Origin of the sequence: Streptomyces sp. NPDC059875, from assembly GCF_042731085.1 — a bacterium.
In the GTDB taxonomy this organism is placed as follows: Bacteria; Actinomycetota; Actinomycetes; order Streptomycetales; family Streptomycetaceae; genus Streptomyces.
On the sequence record NZ_JBHWJZ010000031.1, the window covers coordinates 12483 to 28011 of the forward strand.

The window sequence follows — 15529 nt, forward strand, 5'->3', positions numbered from 1 at the left end:
ACGTAAGGACGCGGTAAAGGCCCGTACGGTTCTCAGCGCGCGGCATCCATGACAGACTCCTGACGCTTCGTCAGATTCATGCGATCTCGAGGTCGGGAGGGCCGTCGTGGCACGGACGCGCAGACCGGTGGTGGCCGGATGGTTCACGGACGACGGCGAGGAAGGCGGGGACGGGGACTTCCGGCTCCTCGGGACCCGCTGTACGGCGTGCTCCTCGGTCTTCTTCCCCCGCGAGGACTCCTGGTGCCGCAACCCCGGCTGCCCGGGCGGCGGCGAGCTCGTCGAGACCCCGCTCTCCCGGCGTGGCCGCGTGTGGTCGTACACCGACGGCCGCTACCGCCCGCCCGCTCCCTACGTCTCCGATCCGGACGCGCCCTGGCAGCCGTACACCCTGGTCGCGGTGGAACTGGCCGCCGAGGCGATGGTGGTGCTCGGGCAGGCGGCGCCCGGGGTGCGGACCGCGGACCTCGCCGTCGGCATGGAGGTCGAGGTCGTGCCGGGAGTCCTCAACGAGGACGACGCACACATCTGGACCACCTGGCACTGGCGGCCGGTGCACGCGCGCGTGACGGAGGAGCGGTCATGAACGACATCGCCGTGCTGGGGGCCGGGATGCACCCCTGGGGCAAGTGGGGGCGCAGCTTCGTCGAGTACGGGACCGTGGCGGCCCGGGCGGCGCTCGCGGACGCCGGGCTGAGCTGGAAGGACGTCGGTTCGGTGGTCGGCGCCGACACCGTGCGGTGCGGGTACCCGGGATACGTGGCGGGGGCGACCTTCGCGCAGGCGCTGGGCTGGCAGGGGGCGCGCGTCACCAGCGTGTACGCGGCCTGTGCCTCGGGAGCGCAGGCGGTCGGCGCCGCGCGGGCCCAGATCCTCGCGGGTCTGGCGGACGTGGTGCTGGTCGTCGGGGCGGACTCGGCGCCCAAGGGCTTCTTCGCTCCGGCGGGCGGGGAGCGGCCGGACGATCCGGACTGGCTGCGCTTCCGGGTCCTCGGGGCGACCAATCCCGCGTACTTCGCGCTCTACGCCCGCCGTCGGATGGCTCTGTACGGGGACACGGTGGACGACTTCGCCCAGGTCAAGGTGAAGAACGCGGCGGCGGGCGCCCTCAATCCGCTCGCCCGCTACCGCAAGGCGGTGAGCGCCGAGGAGGTCGCTGCATCGGCCGTCGTCGCCGATCCGCTGCGGCTGCTCGACATCTGCGCAACCTCGGACGGGGGTGCGGCGCTGGTGCTCTCCAGCATGGAGTTCGCCCGCCGACACGGGCACCGGGACCCGGTCCGTATCCGGGCCGTCTCCACCGTCACACCGACGTACCCGAAGGCGGTCCTCGACCTCCCGGACATCGCGACCGACTCCGCGGTCGCCGTCTCCCCCGCGCCGGACACCTTCCGCGCCTCGATCGCGCGTGCCGCTTACGAGGAGGCGGGGCTGGGACCCGAGGACCTGTCGCTCGCGGAGGTGTACGACCTGTCCACCGCGCTGGAGCTGGAGTGGTACGAGGACATCGGTCTGTGCGCGGCGGGCGAGGGCGCGAAGCTGGTACGAGAAGGAGCCACGGCGCTCGGTGGCCGCGTCCCGGTCAACACCAGCGGGGGCCTGGGCTCGTTCGGCGAGGCCGTGCCCGCCCAGGCCGTCGCGCAGGTCTGCGAGCTCACCTGGCAGTTGCGGGGCACGGCCGGCGACCGGCAGGTGCCCGGTGCGCGGGTCGGGATCACCGCGAACCAGGGGCTGTTCGGGCACGGGTCGGCGGTGGTGGCGGTCCGCTGAGCGGCACCACCACTGCCCGGCCGTCTCAGGTGTCAGGTGGCGACGGGCGTGGCGCCCCGGTCCGCCAGGACCAGGGCGTGCTCGACGACGGCCACGAGGACGTTCTTCACGGACTCCCGGTCGCGCGCGTCGCACATCAGCAGCTCGACCTCGGGGTCGAGGTCGAGTGCCCCGCGCACGCTCTCGGCCGGGAACCGGCGCGCGCCCTCGAAGCAGTTGACCGCCACCGTGAAGGGGATGCCGCGCCGCTCGAAGTAGTCGATCGCCGCGAAGCTGTCCTCCAGACGACGAGTGTCGGCCAGGACGACCGCCCCGAGCGCGCCCTGCGCCAGCTCGTCCCAGAGGAACCAGAAGCGGTCCTGGCCGGGCGTGCCGAAGAGATACAGGACCAGGTCCTCGCGGAGGGTGATCCGCCCGAAGTCCATGGCGACCGTGGTGGTCGACTTGTTCTCGACCCCGTGGAGATCGTCGACGGGCCGTCCGGCCTCGCTGAGGATCTCCTCGGTGCGCAGCGGTCTGATCTCGCTGACGGCGCCGACCAGCGTCGTCTTGCCCACCCCGAAACCGCCCGCGACCAGGATCTTCAAGGTCACCGGTTCGACGAACGGCTTGGTGCGGCTAGAGCGCCCGAAGGCCATTGATCACCTCGCGGAGAATGCTCACGTCCGGCAGCTCGGCCGGCGGAACGGGGCGGGTCACATGGACGAGTTCGTCCTCGACGAGATCGCCGACGAGGACCCGGACGACCCCGACGGGGAGGTCGAGTCCGGCGGCGAGTTCGGCGATCGACTGCGGCGAGTCCGAGCAGCGTTCGACGATCTCCACGTGTTCCGGGGAGAGCGTCTGGTCCCGGCCGGGATCGTCCGCGGCGGGCTCGGGTACCACCACGGCGATCAGGTCGAGCCGATGACGGGTCGCGGCGCTGGTCCGGCCGCGGGTCATCGCGTACGGACGGACCACCGGCCCGGCATCGTCGTCGAACCAGTGGTGGGCTGGGCCCGGCCCGTGGTTCTGCGGGTCCGCGTCGGTCGTGCCGTCGATCATGCCGTCAGTCGTGCCGTCAGTCATGGTGTCCCCCCACTCACCCTCCGGCGGACAGTCCGGAGCGAGGGGCCGTCGCGAGGTGGGCGCCGACCCGCTTGACCATCAGTGTCATCTCGTAGGCGACCTGGCCGACGTCCGAGTCGGCGTCCGCGAGGACGGCGAGGCAGCTGCCGTCGCCCGCCGCCGTGACGAAGAGGAACGCGTCCTCCAGCTCCACGACGGTCTGGCGGACCTTGCCCGCCTCGAAGTGGCGGCCGACGCCCTTGGCGAGGCTGTGGAAGCCGGAAGCGACGGCGGCGAGGTGCTCGCCGTCCTCGCGGGTCAGGTCGGCGGAGGCACCGGTGGGAAGTCCGTCGCTGGAGAGCACCAGCGCCTTGCGGATGGACGCCACCCGCTGGACCAGCTCGTCGAGGAGCCAGTTCAGCTCGCCGTTGGCGTTTCCGGAGGTGTTGGTTGCTGCGGCGTTCGGTGCGGTCATCGACCGTCCCCCTCGGGTGTCGTTCCTGGTGCTGTCGTCTCTGCGTTCTTCCGTCGTCCGCGCTGCCAGCCGCGCTGCATGGAGGCCATGCGGCTGCGCACTTCCTCGGCGTCGCGCTCGAAGTCCGTGTCGGCTGAGGCGGCGGAGCCGGTGGACGTCTTCGCCTTGTCGTCGGTGCGTTCGCCCGTCACGCGCAGCTGGGGCGCGAGGCTCGCCTGGCGGACCCGGCGGGGCAGTCCGCCGAACGGCGCCGGACCGTCGGGCTGTACGGAACCGTCGGGCGGCACGGGGCGGTCCGGCTGCACGGGACCGGTCGGCGCTCCGAGGCCGCGGGCCGGGACCGGGCCGTCGGGCGGTACGGGCACCAGCGTGGGCGGGGTGCCCGGTGAGTCGGTGTCCGGGCCGGAGATCGGGTGGGCGCGGCCCGGCTCGTCGACCCGGCGGCCGTGGTCGACGACGAGCGTGGGCGGGCGGCGCCGGGGCAGCGGCACGGGGCCGCGGTCCCGGGGCGCCCGGTCGGGCGACTGGTCCGGGGTCTGGTGGTGCTGTTCGGCGCTCGGGGCCGGGGCGAGGCCGCGGCGGTGGTCCCGGGGGCGGAAGAGGCCACCGCGTTCGCTCTCGGTGTCCTCCAGGTCCGCGGCGGACGGCGCGAGCAGTTCCTCGAAGCCGGAGGTACCGAGGGGAGGTTCGAGCTCGACGGGCCCGTCGAGCGGGCCGTCCAGGAGCGGGGAGGCCGCGGAGCGCGCGGATCCGGTGGCCCGGGGCGCGCCGCCCGGCACCTTGGTGAGAGCGGGACGGCGTCCCGGCTGCTCGGCGGCGCCGTTCTCACGCTCCGCGAGCCCACGCTCCGCAGGCCCGCGGTCCAGGCTCTTGCGGTCCAGGCGGAAGCCCGCGCCCTGCGTCTCGGGCGCGTCGGTGAGCAGCGTGGCCGGGATGAAGACGACCGCGGTGGTCCCCCCGTACGGCGAGGGCTGCAGCGAGACGCGGACGTTCTGGCGCTGGGCGAGCCGGCTGACGACGAAGAGGCCGAGCCGGTCGGTGTCGGAGAGCTCGAACTCGGGGGTCTCGGCCAGCCGGAGGTTGGCGTCGAGCAGGGCGTCGGGGTTCATGCCGAGGCCGCGGTCGTGGATCTCGAGCGTGAAGCCGTTGGCGACCCGCTCGCCGAGCACCTGGACGGCGGTGTGCGGGGGCGAGAACACCGTGGCGTTCTCGAGGAGTTCCGCGATGAGGTGGGTGAGGTCGGCGACGGCGGGGCCGCCCACACCGAGACGGGGCAGGCGGCGCACCTCGATCCGTTCGTAGTCCTCGACCTCGGCGACCGCCGCGCGTACGACGTCCATGAGCTGGACGGGCTTGCGCCACTGGCGGGAGGGGGCGGCGCCGGAGAGGATCACGAGACCCTCGGCGTGGCGGCGCATGCGCGTGGTCATGTGGTCGAGCCGGAACAGGTCGGCCAGTTCCTCGGTGTCCTCGGTGCGTCGTTCCATGGTGTCGAGGAGGGTGAGCTGGCGGTGCAGCAGTACCTGGTTGCGGCGGGCCAGGTTGACGAACACCTCGGAGACGCCGCGGCGCATGTCGGCCTGCTTCACGGCGGCTTCGACGGCGGCCCGCTGGAGGGTGTTGAGGGCCCGGCCGACCTGGCCGACCTCGTCCTCCTCGTACCGCAGTTGCGGCACCTCGGTCTCGACGTCGACGTGTTCGCCGGCGGCGAGGCGGCGCATGACGCTGGGCAGTCGTACGCCGGAGACCTCCTGGGCCTCCTTGCGCAGCCGGCGCAGGTCGCGGACGAGTTCGCGGCCGACGCGGACGGACACGACGAGGGAGACGAGCAGGGCGAGGAAGCCGAGGACACCGGCGATGCCCGCCTTGAGCAGCACGCTGTAGGCGGCGGGCTGGACGCGCTCCTGGTAGCGGTCGCCCGCGGCCGTGTTCTCCCGCGCCAGGTCGTCGAGGACCGGGTTCGCCCGTTCCTCCCAGCGCTCGGCAGTGATGGCGCGCGGGTTCTTGGTGGGACCCGCGGCGATCAGGGCCTCTTCGGCGCGGCGCAGCGGCTCGGTGTCGGGACTGCCCCAGTACCTCTCGAACTTCTCGCGCTCGACGGTCGGCAGGACTTCGAGGTTCACCTCGTAGAGCAGCTTGCGGTGGGCGACGAGGTCGGTGACCGCGCGGAGTTCCTCGGCCGTGACGCGTTCGGAGATGAGGGCGGAGACGACGAGGGCGTCCTCACGGGCGAGCATCTCGCGACCGCGGGTGATGCCGACGAGGGCGCGGCCCTGCTTGTCCATCTCCACGTTCTCGAGCGCGTGGAGGGTCATGAGGAAGCTGTAGCAGGGATCGACCACGCGGTTGTAGAAGTCGAGGGCCTGCATGCGGCCGATGCTGCGGTTCTCCACGGAGCGGCGCAGTGCGTCGAGGCCGTCGAGCGCCGTCAGCAGCGATTCGAGCCGCTGCGAGGCGAGGGGCCGCATCTCCTCCTGCACGCCGGAGTCCGCGGCGTTCTGCCGGATGAGGGCGATCTGACGGTCGGTGGCCTCGCGTTGCTTGCGCAGGTCGGTGAGAGAGTCCGAGGCACGCGGATCGGCCAGATAGATCAGCGACTGCCGGCGTTCCTTCTGGATGACGCGGGCCGTGTCCTCGATGGGGTAGCCGACCTTCTCGACGATGTAGCCGACGTCGAGGAGTTGGTCGGCCTCGCGGCCGGTGAGTACCGTGGCGAAACCCCAGAGGCCGGTGAGGGACACGAGCGGCACCAGCAACAACGCCACGATCTTCCGGCGGATGGACTTCCCGCGAAAGCGCATGGCCTCCCCCAGTTCGGCCTCCGCCCGGCGCGGAAGTCCTCGTTTGCGACGCGTGGCGTCAACACACAGCGTCAACACATGGCGTCAACCATCAGCTTCAACAAACGGCGGCGCGAGCCTACTACTGCATCACAGCCAACCCGAAGGCATGTCCGGGCGATTTTCAGCCTCTCGAGTGAGCGTTGATCATGAGATGTCCTGGTATTCGGGGAGTTGGGATTCGACACTGTGGCGCAGGACACCTGGCGGGACGTTGCCCGAACGGGTACGGCAGATGGCTGGAAGTGTTCGTTCCGGTACGAACGCGGGGAAACCTTTTCCCTCTGCCGAGCGTCATTGTGTACGGGGCGGGGTGTGTCCGCGTAAAGCCAGGTAAGACGGGCAACCACCCCTGAGGACGGGTCAGCGGTGGGGAGTGACGACACGATGGTGCATGAGGCGCGATCGGCGCGGCAGTTGTGGGTGGAGGACGAGAAGGGCCGGCGCCGGATGCCGGACCCGGTGCGTACCGCCGCCGTGCGGGCCGTGCTGCTCACGTCGGTGACGCTCATACAGGGAATGGTGGCGTTCTTCTGCGCGGTCACCGACTCCTGGCTCGCGTTTCCGATGCTGCTCACCTCGGTGGGCAGCACGGTGGTGGCGACCTGGAGTGTGCTCGATGTGTGGGTGACACGTCAGGTGTGGCGGCAGCGGAACGGTGTGGTGTCCGAGCCGAGCAGCGCCGCGCGCCGGCCGCGGCGCGAGCGGCGCCGGGCGCGGAAGGCCACGCAGGTGCCGGACGGCGAACCGGGTCACGGGGCGGCGGGGATACGTCGCGACACGCAGACCCCGCGGAACGAACAGCCCGCGCGGGACGAGGAGTCGGTGCGGCGCGAGGAGTCGGTGCCACGCGAGGAGTTGGGACGGCACGAGGAGTCGGCGCGGGACGAGGAGTCGGGACGGCGCGAGGACTCGGTGCGGCACGAGGAGCCCGTGCGAGCGGAGGCGGCGCCTGCGCTGTCCGAGGCCGCCTGAGGCAGGAGAGTCGACGAACGGCCCGGTCCCCCTGCGGGGCCGGGCCGTTCCTCGTACTCACTGCTACTGCTACTGCTACTGCTACTGCTACTGCTACTGCTGGACGGACTCCTCCGCCGGCGTACGGCGGAACATCCGGGTCGCGGTGATCTCGCCGTGGATGGCCTCGCCCTCCGCACTCGGCTGCGGCAGACCCGGGCGCAGGTGCTCCTCCACGCTGATGTACTTCAGCCCGGCCCGCAGGTCGGCGTCGTTGCGCAAGCGGATGACCAGCGGGAACTCCGCGAGCGCGGTCGTGTCGAACAGACCCGTGGTGTACAGCAGCTGGACGCCGAGGGCGTCCGACACGGCCCGCTGGAGCTCCAGCAGGTACGTGGCGTTGGCGCGGCCGATCGGGTTGTCCAGGAACAGGGTGCCCGCGTGGCGATGCTTGTCCCGGCCCCGGTCGTTGGAGCGCAGCGCGGCCATCGTGCAGTACAGCGCGATGGCGGCGGTGAGGAGCTGGCCGCCGGAGAAGACGTCGCCCATCTGCCCGACCGGTACGCGCTCGGCCCGCAGCACGGCGTCGGGCTTGAGGATCTCGACCGCGATGCCACGCGGCTCGAGCGCCGCCTGAACGCCCCGCAGGAGCAGGGACATGCCGTCCCGGCGCATGTCGGAGTTCTTCTTGACGGCGGCGCGGGTCGCCTCGTCGATGACCTCGCCGAGCCGTTCGGTGAGGGTGGCCTGGTCCGGCTCCTCGAAGCGGATGCGCAGGAACTCCTGGCCCGACCACTCGCCGAGCCCCTCGGGCAGCCGCGACAGGCGCTGCGCGGAGCGGAGCGTGGTCAGCGCGGACTCCACGAGTCCGCGCAGCCGGTCGACGATCGAGTCGCGGTTGCGCTCCAGCTGCTCCAGCTCGTCGGTGAGGACGCGGAGCCGGGGCGCGAACGCCTCCGCCCACTTCGCCGCGTGCTCGGGCAGCGCGGCCGCGGGCAGTTCGCGGATCTGCTGCCGGGCGGGGGTGCGGACCTGCTCGTAGCGGGTGGAGTTGGCGTGCCGGACGAGGATGTCACTGGCCTCGCGGACGGCGGCGTCGGCCGCGGAGAGCTCGGCGGCGCAGGCGCGCAGCGAGCGGCGGGCCTCGGCCGCGGTGTGCCGCGCCTCCTCCAGCGTGCCGGGGTACGTCTCCGGTCCGTCCTCCTCGTCCTCGGCGTGGTCGCGCAGCAGGTCGCGCAGGAGCGCCGCGGTCTCGTCGAAGCCGCCGGCGGCGTCCTCGGCGGCGCGGTGGGCCCGCAGGAGGCTCGCGTGCGCGGTCCGTGCGGCTTCCAGGGCGTCGCTGCGGGAGGCGAGTTCGGCGGACGCGGTACGGAGCAGGGTCTGGGCCTGCTCGGCGTCGACCGGGACCTGGTCCTCGGGCAGTTCGGTGTGCGACTCGGCGTCCTCCGGGGCCAGTCGTTCGGCTTCGCCGCGGAGCCGGCCGAGCTTCTCGCTCGCCTCGGACGCGCGGGTCTCCAGCATCTGGACGAGGGCTTCGGCGCGGGCGGCAGCGGCCTGCCGGGAGGGGCCGTCGGCGCCGTCGGTGGACTCCAGGAGCTGCTCGGCGCGGGTGCGGACCTTGTTGGTGAGGCGGTCGAGCTCCGCGAGGGCGGCGGACTCGTCGCTCTCGGCTCGGGCCTGTTCGGCGCGCAGGTCGGCGCCGACGCCGACCTTCTCGTAGAGCTGGGACGCGGCGCGGTACGCCTCGCGGAGGGTGGGGAGCGCGGTGCGGGGGGCGGCCGCGTCCACCTCGGGGAGCTGGTCGGGGGCGCCGGCGATCTCGGCGCGCTCGGCGCGCAGGGCGCGCGCGGTGCGGTGGGCGTCGTCGGCGGCCCGCTGGGCGGCGCGGCGGTCCTCGTCGGCGGCGCGGGCACGCTCCAGGCAGGTCTGTGCCCGGGCCTCGGACTCGGCGGCGTCGTCGGCCAGTTCGCGGAGCTTGGCCTGCCAGGCGGAGCGCTCGCGGAGCCGGAACGCCAGGCCCGCGAGGGCGTCGGCGACGCGGCGGGCGCGCTGGGCGGCCTCCTGACGTTCGTCCCGTACGCGGGCGGCGACGGCGGCGGCCTCGTCGGCCTCCGCCCGTACCGTCCGGGCCTCGGCGAGCGTGGCCGCGGCCGCCTCGGCGGTCTCGCGCGCGGTGGCGGCGACGGCGGCCAGCTCGGCGATCATGCCGGGCGGGCAGTCGGCGCGCCACGAGCCGATCCGGGCGGCGAGCGAACGGTCGCCGGTGAGCCGGGCCGCGAGCGTACGGATCTCCTCGTCGCGCGCGGCGGCGCGGGCGCGCAGGGCGTGCCGCTCCTCGTCGGCGGCGTGCTCGTCGTGCATGGCGGGGTTCGGCGGGACGAGGAACACGCCCGCGTCCTCGCCGGAATCCGGGCTCGGCACGGGCGCGAGCAGCGCGGCGGCGGTGCCGACGGCGACGGTGGAGCGCGGCAGCAGCGCCGCCGTGCTCAGCACCTCACGGGCGCGGGCGTACGAGACGGGGTCGGTGATCACGACGCCGTCGACCAGCTCGGGGCGGGCGGCGAGGACGGCGGCGTGGTCGGCGGGGTCGACGGCCTGGGCGAGATAGCGCCAGCCCGGGAGTGCCGGGATGCCCTGCTCGCCGAGGTACTCGACGGTGGCGAGCACGTCCGGGCCGGGCGGCAGCAGGCCGCCGTCGCCGAGGGCGCCGAGGATGCGGGAGTCGTCGGCGGCGGCGGTGCGCAGGTCGAAGAGCTGGCGCTCGGCGGAGGCGATGGACTGGTCGAGCAGCCGCCGCAGCTCATCGGCGTACCGATCGAACTCAGTGACGGTGAGGGGGCCGTGGGGCCCTTCGGGCCCGGAGTGACGGACGGGGAAGCCGGACGCACCCGCGAGCCCGAAGGCGGCGCCGGGGGTGTGGGCGGCGCCGGAAGGGAGGCCTTGGCCTGCGCCCGGGCCGGGTGCGGTCTCCGCGCCCGAGCCCGTGCCGGGCACGGGTAGCCCGGCGCCGCGGCCTTCGGCCGGGCCGGTGGTGGCACCGGCGTGCCCCGCGATCTCGCCACGGCCCTGCGGGCCGGAGGCCGTGCCGCCGGGCTGGCCGAGGTCGGATCCCTCGCCTTCAGCCAGGCCGGAGTTCGCCGCGCCGGGACCGCCGGGCTCGGAGCCCGGGCCTGCGGCCGGGCCACGGCCGGTGGTGGCGCCCGGGCCCTCGGAGCCCGCTCCCCCGCCGGTCTCACCCGCGCGCTGGCCGGGGAGCGGGGAGGTCGGCTGCGTCGGCAGGCTCAGGAGTTCGGCCAGGCGCTCGTCGGCGGCGAGGGACTCCGCCGCGCGGCGTTCCGCGTCGTAGGCGTTCTCGGCGGCCTCGGCCGCGTCCGCGGCGCGGGCGGCGGCGAGTTCGGCGCGGGCCTCGGCGGCCGCGGCCTCGCGGGCGCGGTCGGCGGCGGTGCGGGCGGCATCGCGGGCAGCGTCCCAGGCGGCGACCGTGGTCTTCTCGGCGTCGCTCGCGGCGAGCGCCGCACGCGCCGGGTCGGCGTCCGGTGCGGAGTCGTCGAGCCAGCCGGCCCGTACCGCCTCGGCGGTCTCCTGCTCGACCTCGGCGAGGCGCTGGCGCAGGTGGCCGGCCTCGCTGCGGGCGCGCTGGGCCTCGGTCGCGGCGGCGGTGGCGTCGCGGTGGGCGGTCTCGCCGGCCTCCTGGAGGGCGGCGGAGCGCTCTTCCTCCTCGGCGGCGTGCCGCTCGCCGTCCTCGGCGGCGGCGTGCAGGGCCCGTACGAGATCGGCGGCGGCCGTGGCGCGCGCGGCGAGCGCGGGGGCGGCGTCGCGCTCGGCCTCACGGATCGCGGCGGCCACGCGCGAGGAGCGGTCGCCGGCCGCTCGGTGGCGGAGCACGGCCTCGGCGGCCTGCCAGGCGGAGTGCAGCGTGCGCGCGTCGGTGAGCTCGCGGCGCTGGGAGGCTGCGCCCTTCTCGGCGACGGTCAGCGCCAGGGAGGCGTGCCGGTAGGCCAGTTCGGCGGCGATGAGGGAGCTGCGGCCGCGCGCGGTCTCGGCCTCGGCGACGGCGTGCGCGGCGGAGGTGACCTGCTGGGCGAGTTCGGCGGCGCGGCCGCGTTCCTCGGTGGCGCGGGCGGAGAGGCGGCGGGCGAGCGTACGGGTGCGGCGCTCGGCCCCGGCGTGGACCTCACGCGCGCGTGCCCGGGTCTCTGCGGCCTCGACGATGCGACCGAGGAGGTCGACGGAGCCCGCGGTGAAGTCGCGTTCGGCGGTGAGTTCGGCGCGCCGGCCGAGCTTGTTGCCGAAGCCGCTGACGAGGTCGGCGAGGCCGTCGGTGTCGCGGGTGTCGGTAACGGCCCGCAGGAGCAGGTCGGTGAAGTCGGAGTCCTTCTTGACCGCGAAGAGGCCGGCGGCCTCACCCTCGTCGGCGTTCATCTCCCGCTGGTAGCGGAAGAGTTCGGGGTCGAGGCCCAGGTCGCCGAGGTGCTCGTTCCAGCGGTCGTGGATCTCCTCCCAGTAGACCTCCAGGTGCGGGTACGCCTTCCCCGCCTCCGTGATCGCGTCGCGGAAGCCCTTCATGGTGCGGCGGCGGCCCTGCGCGCCCGAAGCGCCCTCGACGGACGGGCGGACGGCGGTGGACTCGGCGACCGGGAGGTTGTCCAGGCTCAGCCCCGGGCCGGGGCGGAAGGAGTACCAGGCCTCGGCGAACTTCCGCGGGTCGTTGGAGACCTGGCGGCCGCGCCACTCGCTGGCCTTGCCGACGACGACGAGCTCGCCGGTGAGCGTGTGCTGCCACTCCAGGGCGACGTGGCCGCAGTCGTCGGCGAGCAGGAACTTGCGCAGCACGCCGGAGCTGGCCCCGCCGAGGGTGTTGCGGTGGCCGGGGAGCATGACCGAGAAGATCAGCTTGAGGAGGACGGACTTGCCGCCGCCGTTCTCCAGGAAGAGCACGCCCGCGGGCGCGGGGCGGCGCGGCGGGCCGACCGGCTCCTCCTCGAAGAACTCCGCCTGAGTGGGGGCGGGGTGGGGCACGGGCGCGCCGACTCCGCGCAGGTCCAGGACGGTGTCGGCGTAGCGCGCACCGGCGGGACCGATGGAGTAGAGGCGGACCCGGGACAGCTCGTACATGGCGGCGGACTCTCGTCGACTGGTTCGGTGATGACGCGGGGCGGTTGCGCGGGGGCGGTTACGCGTGGAAGGGCAGGCCGGCGTCGGCGGCGAGCTCCAGATCGTCGCCCTGGGGCGGCGGCAGGAGCGTGGCGGTGCCGTCGCTGACGGGGACGACGCCGAGGTCGAGGAGCTCGGCCATGGCTGCGCTGCCGGCCATGTCGCGGACCTGGAGCTGGTAGCGGGCGGTGGTGCGGTAGGCGCCGCCCGCGTCGTCGCCTGTGCGCTGGAGGAAGCCGGAGTCGGTGAGGAAGGCGACGGCCTTGCCGACGATGCCGGTGGTGGATCCGGCGAGCCGGCGGGCGTCCTTGGTGGCGCCGGTGGAGCTGCGGCGGGCGTAGATCCGCCAGGCGGCCTCCAGGCCGGGGGCGTCGGAGGCGGGGTCGGTGTTCTCGCCCTGCTCCTCGGCGCGCTCCTCGAGGCGGCGGCAGGCCTGGCGCACGAAGGCGTCGACTCCGTTGACGGTGAGGCGGCCGATGTAGCCGTCGTCGGCGAGGTCCTCGGGGCGGGGGAAGGCCATGGCGGCGACGGCGAGGTGGGCGAGGCCGTGCAGGAAGCGGTCGCCGGAGTCGGTGTTGGCGCGGCGGGCGTAGTCGCCCATGCGGACGGCGAAGACGGAGTCCTCGCCGGCGGTGACGGCCATGCCCGCGCGCGGGGAGACCTCCAGGACGACGAGTCCGAGGCCGGTGGCGACGGCATCGGCGAGGCGTGCGAAGGCGGGGTCCTCGCGGTAGCGCCGGAGCAGCTCGGCGTACTCGGCGTCGCGGGCGGGCATCAGCTTGGGCTGGAGCCCGAACGAGACGAGCCGTGCGGCGTCGGCGGCGTCCGCGGGGGTGACGGCGGTGGGTGCGGCGGGGGTGTGCGGGGGCTCCGGCTCGCTCCACGCGTCGGCGTGCTCGGCGTGGTGTTCGCTCACGGCTGGGGCTCCTCGGTACGGGTGGTCGGTGGTGCGGTGGGGACGGGGCGCGGCAGGGGAAGGCGGACAGGGGTGACCCTCACCGCCGGCCGCCGGGGCGGGACCTCGGCGGACGGTCCCGGCTCGGGCGCGGCAGACGTGAGCCGGACGGCCCGCACGTAGGGGGCGGGGCTCCGACGGGCCGGTGCGGGCGCCGACACGACCCCGACGGTCATGACCTGCGGCGCCGCCGCCGGCCGGTTCGCGTCGGACGCCCGCTGGGGAGCCGAGGCCTCGCCTGAGGCGGGGATCCCTTCCGGGACCGGAGAGGAGTCCGCGAGCGCGGCCTCCGCCGAGCTCGGGGCCTCGCCCGAGGACGAGGTCCCGTCCGGGGCGGGAGTTTCGCCTGCGGCCGGAGCGTCGCCCGAGGCCGGAGTTTCGGCCGGGACCGGAGTTTCGCCGGGGCCCGGAGTGTCGCCCGAGGTCGGAGTTCCGCCCGAGGTCGGAGTTTCGCCCGGGCCCGGAGTGTCGCCCGAGGCCGGGGTTTCGCCGTGGACCCGAGTTTCGCCGTGGACCGGAGCGTCGCCCGGGACCGCCGTCCCGACCGAAGCCGACGTTCCCTCCGGCTGCGGGGGCGGGTCCGCGACCACGGTGCCCGTGGGGAGCGGGGCCTCGCCGACGGCAGGCGTCCCTCCCGGGAAACGAGCCGCCGCGGGCGTCCCGCTCTCGTCGGCAGGTGGGAGCGGGAATCCCTCCGTGGGCACGGTTCGGGGCATCAGCGTGGTGTCCGACCGGTCCGTGGTCACGAGGCCTCCGTGCGGTCCGCCGCCATGCCGAGCGCGTCCAGCAGAGCCGTACCGACTATCAGGTCGGCGCCGCCGAACTCCGGGTCGTCGAGCGGGGTGCCGTCGTCGACGGCGAAGAGCAGGCGCTCCTCGCCCTGCCGGTACGCGGTGCCGACCGGAGGGCTCGCGGCGTGGACGGCGAGGAGGGCGACCAGGTACGGGAGGTCGGGGTCGCGGCGGCGGGCGTCGGCGAGGAGGCCGGAGAGGCGGCGCGGTGCGTCGTGCTCCAGGTCGAGCAGCTCCATCGCGCTCGCCAGCTGTTCCTCGCTGAAGCGGCTGTCGTCGGGAGTGGCGATCAGGTCCGGCTCGGGCATCTCCGCGCCGAGGTGCTCGCGCTCGACCGGCGGGGTGAGCAGCATCTCGACCAGGTCCCCGACGCGTACGGACGCGGGGGTGCGCAGGCCCGTGCCACGGGCGAAGAAGGCGTCCGTGACCTTGGTCGCCTGCTCGACGGGGAGCGGCAGGATCGGTGCGACGAGCTGGCCGTACAGATCTATCCCGGTGTACGACGTGGGGGCGGCGAAGGCCTGCCGGTCCTGCTCGGCGCGGAAGAGCGGTCCCGCCTCCAGGAGGCGGGACTGGAGCTGGGTGTGGCGGCGGATGCAGTCCTTGACGATGTCGACGAGCTCGGCGGCGCGGCGCTTGTGCTCGGGGTCCTCGGCCTCGTCGCGGGCCTTGCGGATGTTGGTGAGGATCGCGTTCTCGTGGCGGTAGCGGTCGGCGACGTGGTCGAGCGCCTCGGCGATCATGTCCGGGACCGCCTGCAACCAGTCCACCGCGCGGACGTTGCGCCGGGTCGCCTCCAGGGTCTTGCGGAGGGTCTCGGCGTACTGCACGGTCCGGTATCGCGCCTGCTCGGCGGCGAGCTGGGCGTCGGCGAGCCGCCCGCGGCTGATCAGGACCTCGAGCTTGACCTCGGCGGCGATCTGGGCGCTGGTGACGTCGGTGTCGAGGGCGCCGACGAGGACGTTGACCGCTTCGTCGGTCGTCCGGAGGTAGACCCCTCCGCCGTAGCCGGGGACCTCTTCGATCAGCTTGAAGTCGTAGTCGCGGCGGATGTAGACGCCGTCGGCGCCGAAGGTGCCGTAGACGGCGCGGAAGCCGCGGTCGACGCTGCCGACGTTGATCAGGTTCTCCAGGACCCAGCGGGCGACCCGCTCGTGCTCGGCGGCGGGGCGGCCGGGCGACTGGGCGGCGACACGAGGGAGGAGACGGGCGACGATCTGCTCGTGGTCGGCGCCGGTGTCGAAGTCCATGTTGAGCGTGACGAGGTCGATGGCGGCGAGGGCGACCTCGGCCATCGCGTAGACCGAGTACTCGCCGGCCAGGTTCGCCTTGCGGGTGTCCAGGTCGTGCAGCGGCGCGGTGCACGCGAGCGCGCGGAGGCGCCGCGCGAGCCCTTCGTCGGCGGCCGGGCCCTGCGCGGGCCGCGGCCCCGCGCTGAGCTGGGGCGGAACGAAGTCCGTCGAGGCAGGCGAAGTCACGGTGCACAGATTAGGTCCTCGCACCGACAACGGTCGAAACGGCGCAGAAGCGACCCGCACGGCGG

General features: G+C 74.2%; 10 protein-coding genes. 3 read left to right on the forward strand and 7 right to left on the reverse strand.

What is annotated here, in order from left to right:
* Positions 1 to 106 precede the first annotated feature (106 nt).
* Entirely contained in the window at positions 107 to 586 is a 480-nt protein-coding gene (locus tag ACFV9D_RS30235) for a Zn-ribbon domain-containing OB-fold protein (RefSeq protein WP_385153148.1), read from the forward strand.
* Complete coding sequence (locus ACFV9D_RS30240) at positions 583 to 1770, forward strand: lipid-transfer protein (RefSeq protein ID WP_385153151.1); 1188 nt, start codon at positions 583 to 585, stop codon at positions 1768 to 1770. The genes ACFV9D_RS30235 and ACFV9D_RS30240 overlap by 4 nt, the downstream gene beginning before the upstream one ends.
* Positions 1771 to 1802: 32 nt before the next feature.
* Here ACFV9D_RS30240 and ACFV9D_RS30245 read toward each other — a convergent pair whose 3' ends face one another.
* Genes ACFV9D_RS30245 through ACFV9D_RS30260 form a run of 4 tightly spaced genes read right to left on the reverse strand, consistent with a single transcriptional unit; the run spans position 1803 to position 6093 of the window.
* Positions 1803 to 2408 carry an ATP/GTP-binding protein gene (locus tag ACFV9D_RS30245; RefSeq protein ID WP_385153153.1) on the reverse strand — a complete coding sequence of 202 codons (606 nt, stop codon included), beginning with the start codon at positions 2406 to 2408 and terminating at the stop codon, positions 1803 to 1805.
* A complete protein-coding gene (locus ACFV9D_RS30250; RefSeq protein ID WP_385153155.1) occupies positions 2389 to 2838 on the reverse strand; it encodes a DUF742 domain-containing protein in 450 nt (149 codons plus the stop codon). The genes ACFV9D_RS30245 and ACFV9D_RS30250 overlap by 20 nt, the downstream gene beginning before the upstream one ends.
* A gap of 13 nt (positions 2839 to 2851) precedes the next feature.
* A complete protein-coding gene (locus ACFV9D_RS30255; protein WP_385153158.1) occupies positions 2852 to 3292 on the reverse strand; it encodes a roadblock/LC7 domain-containing protein in 441 nt (146 codons plus the stop codon).
* Entirely contained in the window at positions 3289 to 6093 is a 2805-nt protein-coding gene (locus tag ACFV9D_RS30260) for a nitrate- and nitrite sensing domain-containing protein (RefSeq protein ID WP_385153161.1), read from the reverse strand. Before ACFV9D_RS30260 ends, ACFV9D_RS30255 begins: the two co-directional genes overlap by 4 nt.
* A gap of 426 nt (positions 6094 to 6519) precedes the next feature.
* Here ACFV9D_RS30260 and ACFV9D_RS30265 point away from each other — a divergent pair, with 426 nt between their 5' ends.
* Entirely contained in the window at positions 6520 to 7107 is a 588-nt protein-coding gene (locus ACFV9D_RS30265) for a hypothetical protein (RefSeq protein WP_385153164.1), read from the forward strand.
* 93 nt (positions 7108 to 7200) lie between these two features.
* Here the strand turns inward: ACFV9D_RS30265 and ACFV9D_RS30270 are convergent, their stop codons facing one another.
* The 3 genes from ACFV9D_RS30270 to ACFV9D_RS30280 all read right to left on the reverse strand — a co-directional run bounded on the left by ACFV9D_RS30270 (position 7201) and on the right by ACFV9D_RS30280 (position 15464).
* Positions 7201 to 12201, reverse strand: coding sequence for a hypothetical protein (locus ACFV9D_RS30270; RefSeq protein WP_385153166.1), 5001 nt, complete (start codon positions 12199 to 12201; stop codon positions 7201 to 7203).
* Positions 12202 to 12259: 58 nt separating this feature from the next.
* On the reverse strand, positions 12260 to 13156 hold the full coding sequence (locus ACFV9D_RS30275) for a hypothetical protein (RefSeq protein ID WP_385153169.1): 897 nt from the start codon (positions 13154 to 13156) through the stop codon (positions 12260 to 12262).
* A gap of 781 nt (positions 13157 to 13937) precedes the next feature.
* Positions 13938 to 15464, reverse strand: a complete 1527-nt coding sequence (locus tag ACFV9D_RS30280) for a hypothetical protein (protein ID WP_385153171.1) — start codon at positions 15462 to 15464, stop codon at positions 13938 to 13940.
* Positions 15465 to 15529: the final 65 nt, after the last annotated feature.